Below are 20,455 nucleotides of genomic sequence, written 5' to 3'. Positions count from 1 at the left end.
TTGCGGGAGGGCCAGCCCTCGAGCAGCTCCAGCAGCACCTGCGCATGGCTCTGCTCCGGCGTCCTGGACGCCGTCAGCAGGGTCACGCGGGCCGACGTGCGCAGGCCGTCGAGCAGCTCGGCGGCCTCGGGAGCCGCCGGCTCCGCCTCGCAGCGGTGCCGGAACTCCTCGTACGAGCCGCCGTCTTGGAACCACGTGCGCAGCTCGTTCGACGGCGTGAGGTCCTTCGGCCACTCGTCCACGTGCGCCTCGTCCTTCGCGACGCCACGCGGCCACAGCCGGTCGACCAGGACCCGCAGGCCGTCGTCGGGTTCGGGCTCTTCGTAGAGCCGGCGCACACGCACGCTCACTTCGGGCCCCTCTCGGGTGGTGGACGGTGCCGTGAGCCTGACGGCGGCGGACCGCGGCCGGCTGGTGCGACGCGGCACAACGTGGCCAGAAGGAGCCGATCAGGAAGGCCGTGGCGCGCCTACTCTGGCGGCCAGACGATCAGCGGCCACGCCCCGAGGAGTGCATGTGACGCCATCTCGCAGACAGACCGCCCGGCGCCGTACCACCGTCCTGCGGCGCCGGGCGGTCCTCGCCACCGTTCCCGTCGCCGTCGCGGCCCTCCTCGGCGCCGCCGCGCCCACGGCACCCGGCACGGCCGGCGCGCCCGGCGCGGGCGACCCCTACTTCCCGCTCAGCGGCAACGGCGGCTACCACGTCGGGCACTACGATCTGACCCTGCGTTACGACACCGCGACCCGGCACCTCGACGGCAGGGCGGTCCTCACCGCCCGTGCCACCCAGCGGCTGAGCCGCTTCGACCTCGACCTCACGGGCCTGAAGGTCACCGCGGTCACCGTCGACCGCACCCCGGCCGCGTTCCGGCGCGACGGCCAGGAACTCGTCGTCACCCCGCGCCGCACCCTGCCCGCGGGCCACGCGTTCGAGATCGCCGTCGGCTACCAGGGCACCCCCCAGCCGGTCACCGACCCCGACGGCTCCCGGGACGGCTGGATCCCCACCGACGACGGCGCGTTCGTGGCGGGCGAGCCACAGGGCGCGATGACCTGGTTCCCGGCCAACGCCCACCCCAGGGACAAGTCGTCGTACGACTTCACGCTCACCGTCCCGCAAGGGCGCACCGCCGTCGCCAACGGCGAGCTGCTCTCCCAGCGCACCGCGCACGGGCGGACGACCTTCCACTGGCGCGAGCCCCGCCCCATGGCCGCCTACCTGGCCACCGCGACCATCGGCACCTTCCAGGTCCAGCGCTCCACCACCCCCGACGGCATCCGGATCTACAACGCCGTCGACCCCCGGGAGGCGTCCTCCGCCGCGCCGGTGCTGAAGAAGCTGCCGTCGGTCCTCGCCTGGGAGAGCAAGCTGTTCGGGCCGTACCCGTACCGGTCCGCCGGGGCGATCGTCGACCACGCCCCGGACGTCGGCTACGCGCTGGAGACCCAGACCCGGCCGGTGTACGACGCCGCGCCCGACCTGGCCACCCTCGTCCACGAGAGCGCCCACCAGTGGTTCGGCGACTCCGTCTCGCTGACCGCCTGGAAGGACATCTGGCTCAACGAGGGCTTCGCCACCTACGCCGAGTGGCTCTACGCCGAACAGCACGGCGGTGACAGCGCCCAGAAGACCTTCGACGCCCTCTACGCCTCCCCGGCGGGCGACGCGCTGTGGGCCTACCCGCCGGGCGATCCGGGCAGCGGCAAGAACCTCTTCGGCACGCCCGTCTACGCCCGCGGCGCCATGGCCCTGCACGAACTGCGGGGGGCCGTGGGCGACGGGCCCTTCTTCCGGATCCTGCGCGCCTGGGCGGCGGAGCACCGCGACGGCCACGGTACGACCGCACAGTTCACGCGGCTCGCCCAGCGGGTGTCCGGGAAGCGGCTGGACGGGCTGTTCCACACCTGGCTGTATACCAAGGGCAAGCCGAACACGGCCTGAATCCTCACCGGTTCCAAACAAGTGTCGGCCAAGGTCGGCACCATGATCCATCGCAGAACCGCCGTCTGGTCGCACGTCGACGCCGACCGGCTCGCGGGCCGGGCCGCCTAGGATCCGAACTCGTGTGCGCACATGTGCTGGTCGCCGAGGACGACGAGAAACAGGCCGAGCTGATCCGCCGCACCCTGCTGGCCGAGGGACACACCGCGACGGTCGTGCACGACGGCGCCGCCGCGCTGGACGCCGCCCGGCGGCTGCGGCCCGACCTCGTCGTCCTGGACCTGATGCTCCCGGTCGTCGACGGATTCGGCGTGTGCCGGACGCTGCGCGGCGGTGAGGACCCGGAGATCCCGGTCGTCATGCTCACCGCCCGCTCCGCCGAGGACGACGTGCTGCTCGGCCTCGAAGTGGGCGCCGACGACTACATGACCAAGCCCTACAGCCCGCGCGAGCTGATGGCCCGCATCCGCACGGTGCTCCGGCGCAGCGGGCGGGCCACGGGTGCCCGGGACGGCGACCCGGTGGTCCGGGCCGCCGCGATCACCGTCGACCCCGAACGGCACGAGGTGCGCTGCGACGGCGTACCGGTGGAGTGCACCCCCGCCGAGTTCCAGATCCTGCTGGCCATGGCGGGCGAACCGGAGCGGGTGTTCACCCGGCGCCAACTGCTGCACTGCACGCGGGGCTTCGACCGTTCCTCCACCGAGCGGGCCGTCGACGTCCACATCATGAACCTGCGCCGCAAGATCGAACCCGACCCCCGCCGCCCGGTCCGCCTGCTGACCGTCTTCGGCGTCGGCTACAAGCTGAGCGGGGGGCGTTCGTGAAGCGTCGGATCCCGTTGCGTAAACGGCTGCTCGTCCGGCTGCTGTCCGTCTCCGCTCTGATCGCCGTCTGTTCGGTGGCCGCCACCGCCTGGCTCGCGGTCACGACGACGACCAGCGCGCTGAAGGAGGAGCAGGGCCAGGATCTCGCGGCCGACAACCGCATCCTGGCCGCGCTCAGCGGCTACGCCGCCACCCACGCCGACTGGTCCGGGGTCCGGCGCACGGTCCGGGACCTGGCCGCCAAGACCGGCCGCCGCATCGCGCTGACCACCGCCGACCGCATCCCGCTCGCCGACTCCGCGCCCCGCGGCACCCCGCTGCCGCCCGGGCCCGCCGCCACCGTCGACCCGCTGCGCACCGACACCTACAGCGAGACCGGAGCCCAGCTCAGCGGCATCGACCCGCGCGTGGTGGGCCCTTACCGGCTCCCGGCGGGGGAGCGGGCGAAGCTGGAGACGCTGGCCACCGTGCGTAAGCGGTGCTACGAGCGCTACGGCCTCCAGGCCACCGTCGCCCGCACGACGAGCGGACGGCCCGTCGTCACCGGCGCGGACGGCGCCGATCCCACCGGCTTCGGCGCCACGGTGTGTGAGGACGAGCGGCTCGACACGCCCACCCCGACCGAGCGCAGGGCCCTGGACGCGCTCACCGACCTCGCCCGGCCCTGTCTGAAACAGGCGGGCCTGAACGTCGACGGCCGGCTGTTCCTCACCTACGACCCCAGTGGCAAGGACCCCTTCGCCGGCGGCTACCTCGTCGCCAAGTACGCCAGGGCGGGCAACGCGGCGACGGCCGGGGCGGCCCGGACGTGTGTCCTGACCGCCCGGCGCACCCAGCTGGAGCCCTACGTCGCCCCGGTGGCGGACCTGTTCCTCGGCATCGGCGACCAGAGCCCGTCCCGCTTCGACATGTCGACGGCCAACAAGGCCAAGGTGATCGGCGCGGCCGGCCTCGTCCTCGCCGTCACCGTCGCCGTGACCGCCGTCGTCGCCATCCGGCTGGTACGGCCCCTGCGCGCGCTGACCGAGGCCGCCGGAGCACCGCCCGAACTGCACATACGGGTGCCGGTGACCACCCGGGACGAGACCGGCATCCTCGCGGAGGCCTTCAACGACCTGACCGAGCGCCGCGAGCGCCTGGAGGCCCAGCGCAAGGCGATGGTCAGCGACATCGCGCACGAACTGCGCAGCCCGCTGACCAACATCCGGGGCTGGCTGGAGGTCGTCCGGGACGGCGTCGTCGACCCCGAACCGGCCCTGCTGGACTCGCTGCACGAGGAGGCGCTCGTCCTCCAGCGGATCATCGACGACCTCCAGGACCTCGCCGCCGCCGACGCCGGCACCCTGCGGCTGCACCGCGAACCGCTGCGCGCCGCCGACCTGCTCGACCAGGTGGCCGCCGCGCACCGCGTCGCCGCCGACGCCGCCGGGGTCGCCCTGCACACCGCCGCCGGTCCGGCCGCCTGGCTGGACGCCGACCCGGTGCGGATGCGCCAGGCTCTCGGCAACCTGGTCTCCAACGCGCTGCGGCACACCCCGGCCGACGGCACGGTCACGCTGGCCGCCCGCCGGGACGGTACCGATGTCGTCCTCACCGTCACCGACACCGGTACGGGCATCGCGGCCGAGGATCTGCCGCATGTCTTCGAGCGGTTCTGGCGCGCGGAGAAGTCCCGCAGCCGCCGCACCGGCGGCAGCGGCCTGGGCCTGTCCATCGTGCGCCACCTGGTCGCCGCCCACGGCGGCACCGCGGAGGCCACGAGCGAGCCGGGCGCGGGCGCGGCGTTCACCCTGCGCCTGGCCGCCACCGAGCCGCCCGGCGACGAGCCCTGACGGACCGGGCGGCGGGTGGGGTGCGTGAGGCACGCGGCCGGGTGCGGGCCGTCGTGGCCGGTCGCGCCACGCGGCGGAGCCGCATGCCGATCCCGTCACGCGCCCCTTCGGTGCGCGGCTCCCTGACCGCCGACCACCGCCTTGTCCGTCAGCGCCCGCCTTGACGCCCGTGCGCCGGGTCAGCGCAGGCGCGGTCGGGAGTGTGCGCGGCGCCGCAGCGTCCGGCGCTCGGTCTCGGTCGTGCCGCCCCAGATGCCCGTGCTCTGGCCGGTCTCCAACGCCCAGTCCAGGCAGGGCTCCCGGGCCGGGCAGGTCCCGCACACCGCCTTGGCCCGCTCGGTCTGCACCAGCGCGGGTCCGGTGGTGCCGACGGGGAAGAACAGGTCGGGGTCCACGTGACGGCAGGCGGCATGGTCGCGCCAGTTGTCCATCGAAGTCTCCTGGATGCGTCTCCTGGATCGGATCGAAGTCGAGTCGTCCGGGCGGGTCGAAAACCGTTCTCGGGATGCGGGTGACCGGTCGGCGCGGCGGGAAACGGGGCGAGTGAGCCGTAGGCGCTCAACAGGCCGGGGAACGGGGCCGGATGAGCCGCAGGGCCAGGGCACCCGTGCCCGACCGGGCACCGGAAGCGCGGAGTTGGGGGCGACGAGCGGGTGGACCGCCGTCCGCCGCGCCACCGTCCGACCACCGTACTCCGCCGACGGCCGCCCGGCACCGGTCGGACGACGGGATTCCGCCGCCCGGCACCCGCCGGGTGACCGGACGCCGACGGTCAGTGGCGCAGCGCCTGCGCCGCCGTCGCCGTCACCGCGTCGGCCAGGGCGGCCAGCGCGGGGGAGTCGAGCTTCCACTGCTGCCAGTACAAGGTGACGTCCATCCACTCCCCGGGGGAGAGCAGCTCCAGCCGGCCCTCCGCCAGCAGCGGCCCCGCCTGGGCCTCGGGGACCAGGCCCCAGCCGAGGCCCGCGGCGACCGCGGCGGCGAACCCCTCCGAGGTGGGCACGTAGTGGCGCAGGGGGCTCGCGGACCCGCGGCCCAGCCGGCGTACGAAGCCGTCCTGGAAGTCGTCCTTGCGGTCGAAGACCACCACCGGGGCCCCGGGCAGCAGCTCGGGCAGCGGACCGGCCAGGTGCCCTTCGGCGAACTCCGGTGCGGCGACCGGGAGATAGCGCATCCTGCCGAGCGGGCGGACCGTGCAGCCCGGCACGGGGTCGGGCAGCGTGGTCACCGCCGCCATCACCAGCCCCTCGCGCAGCAGCGCCGCCGTGTGGTCCTCGTCCTCCCGGTACAGTTCGAAGCAGAGCCCCGCCGCCCGGGTCAGCGCCGGCAGGAACCAGGTCGCCAGCGAGTCCGCGTTCACCGCGACCGACACCCGGGTCGGCTCCCCGGCACCGCTCAGCCCCAGCTCGCCCCACGCGTCCCGCTCCAGCCGGGCCAGCTGCCGGGCGAACCGCACCAGCACCGCGCCGGACTCCGTGGGCCGCACCGGTTTGGTGCGCTGGAGCAGCACCCGGCCGGTGCGCTGCTCCAGCGCCTTGACCCGCTGACTGACTGCCGACGGGGTCACATGCAGGGCCGCCGCCGCGGCGTCGAAGGTGCCCTCGTCCACCACGGCGAGCAGCGTCCGCACCTGGTCCAGGGGAAGGTCGGTCATCACAATCGCTAAGGCTACTTAAGAATCTTTAGCTGTACTTGAGTGACGGTGTTTCCTTAGCGTCGACGGCATGAACCACGCTCTGACCGCCGCGGCCGCCGGATTCGGCAGCGGACTCTCCCTGATCGTCGCCATCGGTGCCCAGAACGCCTTCGTCCTGCGCCAGGGGGTGCGCCGGGACGCCGTGCTCGCCGTGGTCGGCATCTGCGCGCTGTCCGACGCGGTGCTCATCGCGCTCGGCGTCGGCGGGGTCGGGGCGGTCGTGGTGGCCTGGCCGGGCGCGGTCCGCGCGGTCGGCGTCGTGGGCGGCGCCTTCCTGCTCTGTTACGGCGCCCTCGCCGCCCGCCGGGTGCTCCGGCCCGGCACGGCCGGGCTGAGCACCGAGGGAGAGGCGGCCGGATCCCGGCGCCGGGCGGTGCTCACCTGCCTGGCGATGACCTGGCTCAACCCGCACGTCTACCTGGACACGGTGTTCCTGCTCGGCTCCCTCGCCGCCGACCGGGGCCCGCTGCGCTGGACCTTCGGGCTCGGCGCCGCGCTCGCCAGCCTGTGCTGGTTCGCCGCGCTCGGCTTCGGCGCCCGGCTGCTCGGCCGCTTCCTGGCCCGGCCCGCCGCCTGGCGGGTGCTGGACGGCCTGGTCGCCGTCACGATGCTGGCCATGGGGACCATGCTCATGGCCGGATCCTGAGACAAACGGTTCGGTCCGCACGGGTGTTGCTGAGATAGTCAGCTTCGCGAATCGAAAAGATGTAACGAGCAACCAGGACACCCGTGGACACGAGCGAGCGCAGCGGCACCGAACCCGGCCCCACGACGGAGGAGGCGGCTGGTCCACCCCGGCGCGGCTGGCGCCGCTGGGCGATGGACACCCGCCCCCTGCGCATCCCCGCCTACCGGCGCCTGTGGACGTCGACCATCGTCACGGCCGTGGGCAGCCAGCTCACCGCCGTCGCCGTACCCAAGCAGATCTACGACATCACCCACTCCTCGGCCTGGGTCGGCTACGCGAGCCTGGCCGGACTCGTGCCCATGGTGGCGTTCGCGCTGTGGGGCGGGGCGGTCGCCGACACCGTGGACCGGCGCAAGCTGCTGCTGGTCACCAACAGCGGCATCGCCGTGACCTCGCTGCTGTTCTGGGCGCAGGCGGTCACCGGTCTGGACTCGGTCCCCGTGCTCATGGTGCTGCTCGCGTTCCAGCAGGCCTTCTTCGGCCTCAACGCCCCCGCCCGCAACGCCTCCATCGCCCGCCTGGTGCCCGCCGGGGAACTGCCCGCGGCCAACGCCCTCGGCTCCACGGTCACGCAGACCGGACTGGTGGCGGGCCCGCTGCTCGCCGGTGCGCTCATCCCGGTCATCGGGCTGCCCGAGCTGTACCTCGTCGACGCCCTCGCGCTCTGCGTCACGGTCTGGGCCGTGTACCGGCTGCCCGCACTGCCGCCGCTCGGCGACACCACCGCCCGCCGGGCCGGGATGGGCGCGATAGCCGAGGGCTTCCGCTACATCTCCCGGCACAAGGTGCTGCTGCTGTCCTTCCTCGCCGACATCGTCGCCATGGTCCTCGGCATGCCCCGCGCCCTGTTCCCGCAGCTGGCCGCGCAGACCTACCACTCCTACGGCGAAGGGCTCGCGCTGGGTGTGCTGTTCGCGGGCATCCCGGTCGGCGCGGTGCTCGGCGGCCTGTTCTCCGGGGTGTTCTCACGGGCCCGCCGGCACGGCTGGATGGTGATCGGCGCGGTGGTCGGCTGGGGCGTGGCCGTCGCCGGGGCCGGGCTGAGCGGGAACCTCTGGGTGGCGATGGCCTTCCTCGCCGCGGCCGGGGTCGCCGACATGGTCTCGATGGTGTTCCGCGGCGCGATCCTGCTGTCGGCCGCGACCGACGAGATGCGCGGCCGGATGCAGGGCGTGTTCACGGTCGTCGTCGCGGGCGGACCCCGCCTGGCCGACGTGCTGCACGGCACCGCCGGCTCCGCCTTCGGCCCGCGGGCGGCGGTGGCGGGCGGCGGCGCACTGGTCGTCGTGGTGATGCTGACCCTGGCCGCCGCGGTCCCGGCGCTGCGCCGCTACCGGATCTGAGGTCCCGCTTCAGAGGGGGCCGCCGCGCCGCCGGATCGCGTACTGGTCCAGCAGCTTGCCGCGGGTCGTCTCCAGGCGGCCCGCGAGGACCTCGGCCACCGTCCGCACCAGCGACAGTCCGAGCAGCGGATCCTCCACGCACAGCGCGAGCACCGCGGGCCCGTCGAACTGATAGGCCCGTACGTCGGTGAAGGCCACCGCGCCGAAGTCCCACTCGTACGGCGGGAACAGCCAGGACCAGCCGAGCAGGTCGCCCGCGCCGAGCGTGGCCACCGTCACCCGCTGCCGGGAGGTGACCTGCTGGTCCAGATGGACCGCGCCCGAGCGGATCACCCAGAACCGGTCGGCGGTGCCGCCCGCCTCGAAGATGCGGGTGTCCTCCGGGAAGGAGACCTCCTCGGCCAGCTCCATCAGGCGCTCGCGCTGCTGCTGGGGCAGGGCGGTGAGCAGTTTGATCGCTTTGGTCATGGCGCGGGGCTCCTCACCGGCGGCGGTTCCGGGTGAATTTCCGTAAGCCCATTTCAGCCGCTGGCGCCGTCCCGGGCACCTCGAAGGGCGGGGAGCCGTGCGCCGATCACCTGTCCGGTGGCGCGCGCGGGCAGCAGAAAGCCCTGGCTGGACGGGGGAGGCCAGCCAGGGCCGCTTTCTGGTGACGCGACGGAGAGCGGAAGGACGGTTCCGGTCCACTCCGGCATCACGTATGTATGAACGATAAACCATCTGGTGTGCCGGAGCGCAATCCGGAGCGGGTCACGTGACCTGTTTCACCTTCCCGCCGGAGCCGGTACCGGCGTCGGCGCCCGGCCGGGGCACGCCCAGCGGCCGGGCCAGACCCGACACCGCCTCGTCCAGGCGCTGCAGATGACGCAGCACCCGGTCGGTCACCCGGCCGTAGCGCGGAGTGCGCAGGGTGCCCGGCTCCAGCATCGAGGCGATACTCGGGCCGGTCTCGATCGCGGCCGCGGAGCGCGGGTCGGCGACATGGGCCGCGATCGCCTCGATGTTGTGCAGGATCCGCGCGCACGCCCCGCTCAGCCGGGGATCCGCAGCGATCGACGGGTGCGTCGGCAGCAGCTCGGCCGTGGCCGCGAGGGAGCGCGCGTGATAGGCGCACGTCTCCAGCAGCGCCACCACGTACCGGGCGGTGTCCCGGCGCGAGCGCAGCGGGGTGATCGGATGCGTCAGCGGGTCGATGGCCGCGCGCAGATCGGCGAGCGCCTGGTCCAGATCGCGCGCCTGCTCCACCAGGTCGGCACCCGCCCCGCCGCTCAGCTGGTCGACGGCGGCCCGGGCGACCCCGGCCAGCCGGTCCAGCACCCCGACGAGCAGTTCGTTGGTACGGCGGTCGGTGTGGATCGGCAGCACCACCGCCGCCGCGATGACCCCGCAGGCCGCGCCGAGCGCCGTCTCCCCGATCCGCAGCACCAGCACGGACAGGCTGTAGGTGTTCAGCAGCGTGTACAGCAGGCCGAGCATCGCCGTGACGAAGAACGACATCAGCGTGTACGACAGAGGCGCCGTGTAGAACATCGCGAAGATGAACACCAGCACCAGCGCGAACGCCGTCCACGTGTGCTGTCCGACCAGCCCGGCGAGCCCGATGCCGGCCACCACGCCGAGCACCGTGCCCAGCAGTCGCCGGTAGCCCTTGACCAGGATCTCGCCGGTGGAGGCGGTGTTGATGAACACGATCCAGCAGGTCAGCACCGCCCAGTACCAGCGCTGGCTGGACAGCAGCTCACCGCCCGCGATGGCCAGCGACGAGCCGACGGCCACCTGGACCGCGGCCCGCGTGGTGGGCCGCATCAGCCCGGTCGGCTCCGGCTTCTCGGCCTCGCGCTCCTCGCCCGCCTCGATCGCGGCGTCCTCCGCGTCCAGCTCCTCGCGCGAACGGATGGTCGCCGGGCTGTCGTCGGACTCGTCCTGCGCCCCGTCCAGGGCGACCCTGAGGCCGAGCGCGGCCCGGGCGGCCTCGCCGAGACCGCGGAAGACGTCCTGCACGGCCGGGGAGGCCTTCGGCAGGTTCTCCTCCTCGCGGTAGCCGAGCAGCCGGTTGCGCAGATGCGCGAGCGCCGTGCCCCGGGCCTCGCCGACCGGACGGAGCATCAGCAGCCGCAGCGCCTGAAGGTCCCGGCGCAGCGCCGCCGTCGCCTCGTCCCGCACCGGCAGCGAGCCACCGGAGGACAGCTGGGCACCGGGCAGATGCAGGGTGAGGGTGTCGGTCCGCTCGGCGCTGCGCGCGGTGAGCAGCAGCAGCCCGAGCCGCTCGGAGGCGATCTCGGCATCGGCGATCCGGCGTTGCAGCAGCCGCGCCACCGCCGGGTCCGAGGCGCCGTCCTCCAGCCGTCCCTGGATCATCAGCGCCGTCTCGTGCAGCCGGGCGGTGGCGGTGCGCAGCTCCTCCAGGATTTTCTCCACCTCGTCCGGCCCGGCGTCCGGCAACTCGGCCTGTACGGCGATCAGCTGGGCGAGCCGCGCGCGGAAGGCCCGCCGCAGGCGGTCCAGGGTGCCCGCCGGGGTCTGCGGCAGCAGCACGAAACGCGCGAGGGCGCTGCACGCGAACGCCACACAGAAGACCCCGTACAGCGCGGGCAGCATCGCGGCGGTCGCGTGGACGAACAGCGACAGGAAGTAGATCTGGAAGCCGATCAGGCCCAGCGCCGTACCGCGGTCACCGAACCGGCGGCCGTAGACCGCGCCGAAGATGAGGACGACGAAGAACAGGTCGCCGACGACGACCCGTTGGTTCAGCAGCGCGCCCAGCGACACCGAGGCCAGCGCCACCGGCAGACCGAGCGCGAGCGTCACGGCCTGCTGGGCGCGCGACTTCTCCCGGATGGCGAAGGTCGACACCATCGCCGCCATGGCACCGGCGACCAGATGCGGCACCGGCACCCGCAGCGCGGCCAGGACGGCGAGGGTGAGGGCGATCGCGGTGACCGTGCGCGCTCCCGCGGTCAGCCGCAGCAACCCCGGATCCGACGCAGCGAGCCGGTCCCGCATCCGTACCCGCCCCGACCGTCCCGCTGCCCTCACGCCGCCGCGCTCTCTCCCGTACCAGAAATCGATCTCCGTCCCAGCATCGCACGAGTGCGCGAACCCTTTGCCCTCGCCCGAGGCGAGGGCAAAGGGCATCGGCGTGGTCAGGAACTCTCGCCGGCCCCGCCCTCCACCCGGCCCCGCACCTGCTCCGGTGTCAGATACGCGTTCGTGTACTCGAAGTCCTTCAGCCGGGCGGGCTTGCCGGCCTGGAAGCCGGTGCGGACGAAGTCGTCGCCGGCGACCGCGTTCAGCAGCCAGTTGGTCATCACCCGGGTCTTGGCCACGTTGGTGCGCAGCGCCGACCAGTGGTAGCCGCGGGCCACCGCCTGGGCGGGCACCCCGCGCAGCTCGACGCCGAGCGGCTTGGACACCGCGTCCTTGCCACCGAGGTCCACGACGAGCCCCAGGTCCCTGTGCACGTACGGCGTCAGGGGTGCGCCCCGCAGGGTCGCGATGACGTTGTCGGCCACCTTCTTGCCCTGCCGCATGGCGTGCTGCGCGGTGGGCGGGCAGACCGCGCCCGTCTCGTCCTTGGCCAGATCGGGTACGGCGGCCGCGTCCCCGAGCGCGAACGCACCGTCGTACCCGGGCACGGTCATCTCCGAGGTGACCGCCAGCCGGCCGCGCACCGTCTCCGCGCCGAGCGTGCCGATCAGCGGGCTCGCGACCACACCGGCCGTCCAGATCAGCGTGTGCGTCGGCACCACCCGGCCGTCGGTGAAGGTGACCTCCTCGGGGCCGGCCTTCTCGATCGACACCCCGAGCGAGACGTCGATACCGCGCCGGCGCAGGATCTCCTGCGCGCTGCGCCCGAGCTTCTCGCCCAGCTCCGGCATCAGCCGCGGCGCGATGTCGATGAGATGCCACTTGATCAGGCCGGGGTCGATGCGCGGATAGCGCTGTACGGCGGCGTGGGTGAGCCGTTGCAGACAGGCGGCGGTCTCGGTGCCGGCGTATCCGCCGCCCACCACCACGAACTGCAGCCGCGCGGCCCGCTCGACCGGGTTGTCGCTGGCGTCGGCGAGGTCGAGCTGGGTGATGACGTGGTCGCGGATGTAGGCGGCCTCGGCGAGCGTCTTCATCCCGAAGGCGTGCTCGGTCAGCCCCGGGATGTCGAAGGTGCGGGTCACGCTGCCCGGGGCCAGCACGAGGTAGTCGTACGGCTCGTTGACGACCGTGTCGGTGATGGTGCGCACGACGGCGACCTTGGCCTTCAGGTCCACGCCGATCGCGCCGCCCGGCAGGATCCGGGTGCGGTACTTCTTGCTGCGGCGCAGACTGATGGCGATCGACTGCGGGGTGAGCACACCCGAGGCGACCTGGGGCAGCAGCGGCAGATAGAGCTGGTAGGAGAACGGCGTCACCAGGGTGACGTCGGCCTCGTCGGGGGCGAGTTTCCGCTCCAGGCGGCGGACGCACTCGACTCCGGCGAAGCCTGCGCCGACCACCAGGATCCTGGGTCGTGTCACGGTGTTCATCCCTTTCTGCGGCTCCAGGCGGTCCGACTCCACGCCGTTCGCATGCCCCGGACCGCTGCGCACCGCTTCGATCCCACCGTGCCCCGAGCCGTTCCGCGAGCCGGGTGCGGCAGGCAGACGAACGCGTGGGGTCCAGCATGCACCCGCCGAGGGCCGAGTGACCGGTTGTCGCACGGATAACCGTCCACCGATGTCGGCGCAGGTCCGGCCGTGTCCGCTCAGCGGAACGCGCGGGTCCGCTCAGCGGAAGACGTCGTCCGGCTCGTCCCAGTCCGCCGGCTCCCGCACACCCCGCCCGGTCCGGGAGCGCGCCTGGTACATCGCGTCGATCTCGGCGGCGTAGTGGCGCACGACCGCGTCCCGGCGCAGCTTCCTCGACGGGGTGAGCAGACCGCCCACCGCCTCGAACGGCTCCGGCAGGACGCGGTAGACGCGGATGGACTCCGCACGGGAGACGGCGCTGTTCGCGGAGGCCACGGCGCGGGCGATCTCGTCCCGCAGCGCGTTCTCCTCGCGGCTCTCCCGGCCCGGGCTGTTGCCCGGCAGCGCCAGGGTGCCCCGCCAGTGCGCGAGGAACTCCGGGTCCAGCGTGATCAGCGCGCCCACGCAGGGCCGGTCGTCGCCGAGCACGACGGCCTGGTGGACCAGGGGGTGCATGCGCAGCCGCTGCTCCAGCGGGGCGGGGGCGACGCTCTTGCCGCCGCTCGTGACGATGACGTCCTTCTTGCGTCCGGTGATCGTCAGATAGCCCTCGGAGTCCAGCCGCCCGATGTCCCCGGTGGACAGCCAGCCGCCGCGCAGCGTGGCCCGGGTCGCCGCCTCGTCGCCGACGTACCCCTGGAACACCGACGGGCCGCGCACCAGGATCTCCCCGTCGTCGGCCACCTGGACCTCCGTGCCGGGCAGCGGCCGGCCCACGGTCCCGGACTTCGACCGGCCGAGCGGCTGCATGGTGATCCCGCCGGAGGCCTCGGTGAGCCCGTAGCCGTCGTTGACGAGGATCCCCACGCCCTCGTAGAACAGGGTCAGTTCACGGCTGAGGGAGGAGCCCCCGGAGGTGCCGCGCATCACCCGGCCGCCGAGCGCCGCGCGCAGCCTGCGGTACACCGTCCGCTCGAACAGGGCGTGCTGGAGCCGCAGTTCGAGCCCGGGACCCGGACCGGTACCCAGCCGCCGGCGCTCCTCGGCCGCGGCGAAGTCCCGCGCGGTCTGCGCGGCCCGCTCGAACAGGGCACCCCGGCCCGACTGTTCGGCCGTGCGCAGGAAGTTCTTGTGCAGCTTCTCGAACACGCTCGGCACGCCGTACAGATACGTCGGCCGGAACGTGGTGAGCGCCGACGCCAGCGAGGCCTCGGACAGCTCCGGCTCGTGCGCCATCAGCGCGCCGCCGCGCACGCACGTGAGCATGATCATGATGCCGTACACATGCGAGAACGGCAGGAAGGCCAGCACCGACGGCTGCTCGCCCGGCGGGGCCGCCGTGTGCGCCCAGCCGGCCAGCAGGGTGTCGCAGGGGTAGGCCAGGCCGCGGTGGCTCAGCGCGCAGCCCTGGGGGCGGCCGGAGGTGCCGGAGGTGTAGACGACGGCCGCGGTGGCGTCCGGCAGCACGATCCGGCGCAGCGACTCCACGGTGGTGTACGGCACCCTCGCGCCCCGCTCGACGAGTTCGGGCAGCGCGCCCGCGTCCAGCTGCCAGACATGGCGCAGCCGCGGCAGCCGGGTGCACACCGTGCCGACGGTCATGACGCCCAGTTCGTCCTCCACGACCACGGCCACACAGCCGGCGTCCCGCAGGATCCACTCGACCTGCTCGCGCGAGGAGGACGGATGGACCGGCACCACCTCCGCGCCCACGGCCCACAGCGCATGGGCGAAGACGGTCCACTCGTAGCGGGTGCGGGCCATCACGGCCACCCGGTGGCCGGGCGAGATCCCGGCGGCGACCAGGCCCTTGGCCAGGCCCACCACCTCGTCCCGCAGCTCGGCCGCCGTCACCTCCCGCCACACGGTGGACGCGGAGTCCGCGCGGTGGGCGAGGAGGGGCAGCGCGGGGCTGTGCTCGGCGGTGTCGAAGACGCTGTCGGCGAGGCCGCCGGTGAGCGGCGGGGTAACGGCGGGAGCGAGGGCGACGTCGCGCATGCGCTGCTCCTGAATGTACGGAGGGTCACACCGCCGATCGGCTCTGTGGTCGGCGGTGCTCGAATGTAGCCGAGGTGAGCGCTTTCGGTGCAGGGAACGGGCAAGTCGTGATCAGGTGATGACCAGGCCGTGTCCGTCACCGGTGTCATACGCCCCGTGCCGCCGAGCCGTTCAGCCCTGGGTGTGCCGGACGCACTCGGTGACGACCTCCCGCAGGCTGCCGGTGCGTTCCAGCATCCCGCGCTGCTCACGTGCGCCCGTGCCCCGGCGCAGCAGCTCGCCGACGGCCTCCTCGACCGGCGCCGCGTCCCCGCTGCCGGCGAGCGCCTCCCCGGTGTGCTCCAGCAGCGCGCGCACCACCTCGGGGGCCGGCCGGGGCCGCATCGTCACGGGATCGAGCAGTTCCCGGTCCAGGCCGGAGCGGGCGGCGTGCCAGGCGGCCAGCCTCAGCAGGCTCACGCTGTGGTCGGGCGGCGGCCGTCCGGCCCGCCACTCCCGCGCGGCCGTCTCCACCAGGGCGCGGACCAGCGTGGCGAGGAGCACCGTGGTCTCCGCGCGCAGGCACACGTCCGCCACCCGGATCTCCACCGTCGGGTACTTCGCGGACAGCCGCGCGTCGAAGTACACCATTCCCTGGTCGAGGATGACCCCGCTGGCCAGCATGTCCGTCACCTGCCGGTGATAGCGCGCGGGCGAGCCGAACAGCTCGGTCGGCCCCGCCGACGGAGCGCGCCCCCACAGCCGGCTGCGGAAGCTGGCGTGACCGGTGTCCCGGCCCTGCCAGTACGGCGAGTTGGCGCTGAGCGCGCGCAGCACCGGAAGCCAGGGCCGCAACCGGTCGAGGACGGCGACGCCCTCCTCGTCGGACTCCACCGCCACGTGCGCGTGACAGCCGCACACGAGCCAGTCCTGGGTGGTGATCGCGTACTGTCCGGCCATCCACCGGTAGCGCTCGTGCTCGGTGAGCGAGCCGGTGATCGGCAGCGGGCACGTGGCCAGCGCGGCGACCGCGCAGCCGACCTCGCCGGCGAGCCGGGCGGCCTCCTTGCGGGAGCGCACGATCTCGGCCCCGAGTTCCGCCATGTCCGTGTGCGGATGCGTGGCGAGTTCCAGCATCTGCCCGAACAGCTCCAGCTGGAAGACGTCCTGCCCCGGATCGTCCTGGACGGCCCGGGTCAGGACGGCGGCCGACAGTGCCTTCGGCTCGCCGGTGTCCGGATCCACGAGAAGAAGTTCCTCCTCCACACCGACAGTACGCACGTGGGGCCGCCCTTCTGTTCGGGCCACGAGGGGCAGACGAAAGTCCGTACGACCCTCACTGCCCCCCGGGCGTCTGCCCGACTCCTGCGAGTTCAGGGCACGGGCGTCAACCAGACAGTGGCGAGCGGCGGCAGCCTGAGCCGCAGGCACCCGTCCTGCGGCCGCACGGGAGCCCCGGGAACCCCGGCACGGACCCCGCTGCCGCCGTAGCGCGCGTCGTCCGTGTTCAGCGCCTCCTGCCAGGCCGGGAAGGGATCCGGAACCCACAGACGGTAGTCGTCGCGGACGACCGGCGAGAAGTTCGACACCGCCAGCACAGGGGAGCCCTCGGTGTCGAACCGCAGGAACGCGAATACGTTGTCGTCCGCCGCGTCACACAGCACCCATTGGAAACCGCCCGGATCGGTGTCCCGCTGCCACAGGGCCGGCGTCGCCCGGTACGTGGTGTTGAGGTCCCGCACGAGGTCCTGGACACCCCGGTGGTCACCCGCCGAATGGTAGTCGTCGCCGAGCAGCCACCACTCGGGGCCGTGCGCCTCGGACCACTCGGCTCCCTGGGCGAACTCCTGCCCCATGAAGAGGAGTTGCTTGCCGGGGTGGGCCCACATGAAGCCGAGGTAGGCCCGGTGGTTGGCGCGCCGCTGCCACCAGTCGCCCGGCATCTTCGACACCAGCGCCTGTTTGCCGTGCACCACCTCGTCGTGCGAGATCGGCAGCACGTAGTTCTCGCTGTAGGCGTACACCATCGAGAACGTCATCTCGTTGTGGTGGTACTTGCGGTGCACCGGCTCCTTCTGCACGTACTCCAGCGAGTCGTGCATCCAGCCCATGTTCCACTTCAGCCCGAAGCCGAGCCCGCCGCTGTCGGTCGGCCGGGTCACTCCGTCCCACGCGGTGGACTCCTCCGCGATCGTCACCACCCCCGGGCAGCGGCGGTAGACGGTCGCGTTCATCTCCTGCAGGAAGGCGACCGCGTCCAGGTCCTCCCGCCCGCCGAAGACGTTCGGCTCCCACTGCCCGGAGTCCCGCGAGTAGTCGAGGTAGAGCATCGAGGCGACGGCGTCCACCCGCAGCCCGTCGATGTGGAACTCCTCGCACCAGTACACGGCGTTGGCGACGAGGAAGTTGCGCACCTCGGTCCGGCCGAAGTCGAACTCGTACGTCCCCCAGTCCGGATGCTCGGCCCGCCGCCAGTCCCCGGGCTCGTACAGCGGCTCCCCGTCGAACCGGGCCAGCGCCCAGTCGTCCTTCGGGAAGTGCGCCGGCACCCAGTCCATGATCACGCCGAGTCCGGCCCGGTGCAGCCGGTCCACCAGGTACCTGAAGTCGTCCGGCGAGCCGAGCCGGGGCGTCGGCGCGTAGTACGAGGTGACCTGATAGCCCCACGACCCGCTGAACGGATGCCCGGCGACCGGCATCAGCTCCACATGCGTGAAGCCCAACTCCTTGACGTACTGGGGCAGTTCATCGGCGAGTTGACGATAGGTCAATCCCGGTCGCCAGGACGGGAGATGGACCTCGTACACCGAGAACGGCGCCCGGTGCAGCGGCGTGTCGCCCCGGTGGGCCATCCACCGCGCGTCGCCCCACTCGTAGCGGGACGCCGTGACGACCGACGCCGTGTCGGGCGGCACCTCGGTGCACCGCGCCATCGGGTCGGCCTTGAGGAACCGGTGGCCGTGCCGGGAGGTGATCTCGAACTTGTAGCGGGCGCCCTCACCGATCCCGGGCAGGAACAGCTCCCACACCCCGGACGCGCCGAGCGAGCGCATCGGGTACTGCGTACCGTCCCAGTACGTGAAGTCCCCGGCCACCCGCACCCCTTGGGCGTTCGGCGCCCACACGGTGAAGCGGGTGCCGGTCACGCCCTGGTGCGTCATCGGCTCGGCGCCGAGCGCCTGCCACAGCTGCTCGTGCCGGCCCTCCCGGATCAGATGCAGGTCCAGCTCGCCCAGCGCGGGCAGGAAGCGGTACGGATCGTGCACCTCCTGCTCGGTGTCGTCGTACGCCACCAGCAGCGTGTACGACTCCGGGATCTCGGTGAACGGCAGCACGGCCGCGAAGAGACCGCCGCCCTCCGACACGAGCGGATGGCGCGCGCCGTCGGCCACGACGCTCACCGCGCGGGCGTTCGGGCGCAGCGCCCGGAACAGGGTGCCGCCGGGCACCGGATGGGCGCCCAGCAGGGCGTGCGGATCGTGATGGGCGCCGCCGAGCAGCCGCCCGCGTTCGGGCTCGTCCAGCAGAAGGGCCTTGACCGGCGCGGGGCCGGCGGCCTCGGGGAGAGAGGTGTCCCGCAGAGCCATGCCGTCAGCCTCCCCACACGGCGAGCCGCTTGATCGCCGCCATCGGAACCGGCAGCCAGTCCGGCCGGTGTCTCGCCTCGTACAGCACCTCGTAGACCGCCCTGTCCGTCTCGTGCGCGCGCAGCAGCGCGTGCTTCTTGCGTGGATCCCAGCCCGCGTGGGCCGCGTAGCCCGCGCAGAACGCCTCCCGGCAGCGGCGCGCCCATTCGGGTCGCCAGGGGCGGCGCTGCCGGGCCGCGTAGTCGAAGGAGCGCAGCATTCCCGCCACGTCCCGCACCGGGGACTGCGGGGCCCGGCGCTCGGCCAGCGGCCGGGACGGCTCGCCCTCGAAGTCGATGACGAACCAGTCGCGCCCGGCCTGCAGCACCTGCCCCAGGTGCAGATCGCCGTGGACGCGCTGGGCGGGCGGCCCGCTGTCGCACGTGGCGAGCGCCCCGAACGCGGCCTTGAGCCCCGGCACATAGGGCCGTAGCCCCGGTACGGCGTGCGCGGCCGCGTTCAGCCGGGCGCACATCGCCCGTGCCGTGCGGCCGTTCTCGCCCGGCCCGGACGGGCCGAACGCCTCGGCCAGCGCCAGATGCACCTCGGCCATGGCCCGGCCCAGCTCCCAGGCCTCGGTGGTGAAGTCATCGCCCGCGGCGAGCGCGCGCAGCGCCAGCGTCCAGCCGTCCGTCGCGTCCGGCAGGAACGGCTGGAGCACCCCCAGGGTGGCCGGCCGCGGCGCGCTCGTCCCGAACCAGGCCACCGGCGCCGGCACCCGGCCGCACCCCTGCGCGGCGAGCGCGGCCGACACCTCCAGGTCCGGGTTGACGCCCGGCTGGATCCGCCGGAAGACCTTCAGGATGTACGCGTCGCCGTACACGATCGACGAGTTGGACTGCTCGACGTCCAGCAGCCGCGGCGGCAGCCCGCCGGGCACCAGGACCTGCGGATCCGCCTCGAACCGCAGCGGGCCCGCCGCGCCCGGGTGCCGCAGCCGTTCCAGCAGCAGATGCGCCGAGCGCGGATCGTTCAGCGCGTCGTACACCGCGAGCCCGGCGAACGGCCCCTGCTCGGCACGTCCGATGAACGCCCGTTCCAGCCGCGGGGCCAGGTGTTCACGCAGACCGAGCAGCAGCTGGTAGCAGTCGCCGGGCGGGGGAGTGCCGCCCGGCGGGGGCACCGGGGCGTGCGAGGCGTGCACCAGCAGATGCAGACACCCCGGGAACAGCTCGGTCACGGACAGCACCGAAAGGTCCGTGACGGGCCGGTCCTTGCCGGCGAACCAGCGCTGCCGCGGCAGCCACTCGCGCAGCAGCCCGCCCAGCGAGGCCAGGGGGCCATCGAGGCCGACCGCGGTTCTCGGTCGGTCAGTGATGGTCTTCGGCATGACGCGCGTCCTTTCCTCGGCCCCGGGCGTTCAGTGGCGGCCGATGCGGGATGCGACTCGGGTGAGCCGGAACCAGTAGAAGCCGTGTCCCTGCAGGGTGAGCAGGTACGGCAGTTCACCGATGGCGGGAAAGCGCACCCCGCCGATCAGCTCGACCGGATGCCGGCCGTCGTAGGCTCGCAGGTCGAGTTCGGTCGGCTGGGCGAAGCGGGAGAAGTTGTTGACGCACAGCACGAGGTCGTCGCCGTACTCGCGCAGGAAGGCGAGCACCGCCGGGTTGGAGGACTGGAGTTCGTTGTAGGACCCCAGTCCGAAGGCGGGGTTCTGCTTGCGGATCTCGATCATGCGGCGGGTCCAGTGCAGCAGCGACGACGGCGAGGACATCGCGGCTTCCACGTTGGTGACCTGGTAGCCGTAGACCGGGTCCATGATCGTCGGCAGGAAGAGTCGTCCGGGATCGCTGGACGAGAAGCCGGCGTTGCGGTCGGGGGTCCACTGCATCGGGGTGCGGACGGCGTCGCGGTCGCCGAG

General features: G+C 73.1%; 15 protein-coding genes and 1 pseudogene. 5 read left to right on the top strand and 11 right to left on the bottom strand.

What is annotated here, in order from left to right; translation table 11 throughout:
- Positions 1 to 17: 17 nt before the first annotated feature.
- Positions 18 to 350 (bottom strand): annotated as a pseudogene (locus ACH47Z_RS33980) (DUF488 domain-containing protein); the annotation flags it as partial.
- Positions 351 to 516: 166 nt separating this feature from the next.
- Between ACH47Z_RS33980 and ACH47Z_RS33975 the strand changes: the two are divergent.
- From ACH47Z_RS33975 to ACH47Z_RS33965, 3 genes are all read left to right on the top strand, one after another.
- Complete coding sequence (locus ACH47Z_RS33975) at positions 517 to 1,944, top strand: M1 family metallopeptidase (protein ID WP_399080672.1); 1,428 nt, start codon at positions 517 to 519, stop codon at positions 1,942 to 1,944.
- Between the two features lie 122 nt (positions 1,945 to 2,066).
- Positions 2,067 to 2,771 carry a response regulator transcription factor gene (locus ACH47Z_RS33970; protein ID WP_399080671.1) on the top strand — a complete coding sequence of 235 codons (705 nt, stop codon included), beginning with the start codon at positions 2,067 to 2,069 and terminating at the stop codon, positions 2,769 to 2,771.
- The gene (locus ACH47Z_RS33965) at positions 2,768 to 4,603 is read left to right on the top strand and encodes a sensor histidine kinase (protein WP_399080669.1); all 1,836 of its coding nucleotides are present in this window, start codon (positions 2,768 to 2,770) and stop codon (positions 4,601 to 4,603) included. Before ACH47Z_RS33970 ends, ACH47Z_RS33965 begins: the two co-directional genes overlap by 4 nt.
- A gap of 179 nt (positions 4,604 to 4,782) precedes the next feature.
- Here ACH47Z_RS33965 and ACH47Z_RS33960 read toward each other — a convergent pair whose 3' ends face one another.
- Positions 4,783 to 5,034 carry a WhiB family transcriptional regulator gene (locus ACH47Z_RS33960; protein WP_399080667.1) on the bottom strand — a complete coding sequence of 84 codons (252 nt, stop codon included), beginning with the start codon at positions 5,032 to 5,034 and terminating at the stop codon, positions 4,783 to 4,785.
- 341 nt (positions 5,035 to 5,375) lie between these two features.
- Complete coding sequence (locus ACH47Z_RS33955) at positions 5,376 to 6,260, bottom strand: LysR family transcriptional regulator ArgP (RefSeq protein WP_399080665.1); 885 nt, start codon at positions 6,258 to 6,260, stop codon at positions 5,376 to 5,378.
- Positions 6,261 to 6,327: 67 nt separating this feature from the next.
- Between ACH47Z_RS33955 and ACH47Z_RS33950 the strand changes: the two genes are divergently transcribed.
- Together ACH47Z_RS33950 and ACH47Z_RS33945 are read left to right on the top strand one after the other, a co-directional pair.
- Positions 6,328 to 6,945 (top strand): LysE/ArgO family amino acid transporter, encoded by a 618-nt coding sequence (locus ACH47Z_RS33950; protein ID WP_399080663.1) that lies wholly within the window; start codon positions 6,328 to 6,330, stop codon positions 6,943 to 6,945.
- An 83-nt stretch (positions 6,946 to 7,028) separates the two neighbouring features.
- Positions 7,029 to 8,330: an MFS transporter gene (locus tag ACH47Z_RS33945; RefSeq protein ID WP_399080661.1), complete on the top strand. Its 1,302-nt coding sequence runs from the start codon at positions 7,029 to 7,031 to the stop codon at positions 8,328 to 8,330.
- Between the two features lie 9 nt (positions 8,331 to 8,339).
- Here ACH47Z_RS33945 and ACH47Z_RS33940 read toward each other — a convergent pair whose 3' ends face one another.
- The 8 genes from ACH47Z_RS33940 to ACH47Z_RS33905 form a co-directional block, all read right to left on the bottom strand.
- Positions 8,340 to 8,798, bottom strand: a complete 459-nt coding sequence (locus ACH47Z_RS33940) for a cyclic nucleotide-binding domain-containing protein (protein WP_399080659.1) — start codon at positions 8,796 to 8,798, stop codon at positions 8,340 to 8,342.
- A gap of 282 nt (positions 8,799 to 9,080) precedes the next feature.
- On the bottom strand, positions 9,081 to 11,333 hold the full coding sequence (locus ACH47Z_RS33935; protein ID WP_399080657.1) for an FUSC family protein: 2,253 nt from the start codon (positions 11,331 to 11,333) through the stop codon (positions 9,081 to 9,083).
- Between the two features lie 140 nt (positions 11,334 to 11,473).
- Complete coding sequence (locus tag ACH47Z_RS33930) at positions 11,474 to 12,850, bottom strand: NAD(P)/FAD-dependent oxidoreductase (protein ID WP_399080655.1); 1,377 nt, start codon at positions 12,848 to 12,850, stop codon at positions 11,474 to 11,476.
- Positions 12,851 to 13,090: 240 nt separating this feature from the next.
- Entirely contained in the window at positions 13,091 to 14,989 is a 1,899-nt protein-coding gene (locus tag ACH47Z_RS33925; RefSeq protein ID WP_399080653.1) for an AMP-dependent synthetase/ligase, read from the bottom strand.
- 171 nt (positions 14,990 to 15,160) lie between these two features.
- Entirely contained in the window at positions 15,161 to 16,249 is a 1,089-nt protein-coding gene (locus tag ACH47Z_RS33920; RefSeq protein WP_399080651.1) for a glutamate--cysteine ligase, read from the bottom strand.
- Positions 16,250 to 16,341: 92 nt separating this feature from the next.
- Positions 16,342 to 18,555 (bottom strand): 1,4-alpha-glucan branching enzyme, encoded by a 2,214-nt coding sequence (glgB, locus tag ACH47Z_RS33915; RefSeq protein ID WP_399080649.1) that lies wholly within the window; start codon positions 18,553 to 18,555, stop codon positions 16,342 to 16,344.
- Between the two features lie 4 nt (positions 18,556 to 18,559).
- Positions 18,560 to 19,924 (bottom strand): maltokinase, encoded by a 1,365-nt coding sequence (locus tag ACH47Z_RS33910; protein ID WP_399080647.1) that lies wholly within the window; start codon positions 19,922 to 19,924, stop codon positions 18,560 to 18,562.
- A gap of 30 nt (positions 19,925 to 19,954) precedes the next feature.
- A partial coding sequence (locus ACH47Z_RS33905; RefSeq protein WP_399080645.1) for an alpha-glucosidase C-terminal domain-containing protein occupies positions 19,955 to 20,455 on the bottom strand: 501 nt, incomplete at its 5' end.

Source organism: Streptomyces sp. NPDC020192 (assembly GCF_044388685.1).
Taxonomy (GTDB): Bacteria; Actinomycetota; Actinomycetes; order Streptomycetales; family Streptomycetaceae; genus Streptomyces.
Note: the sequence above shows the minus strand (reverse complement) of the source record. Positions and strands in the feature narration are given on the sequence as shown.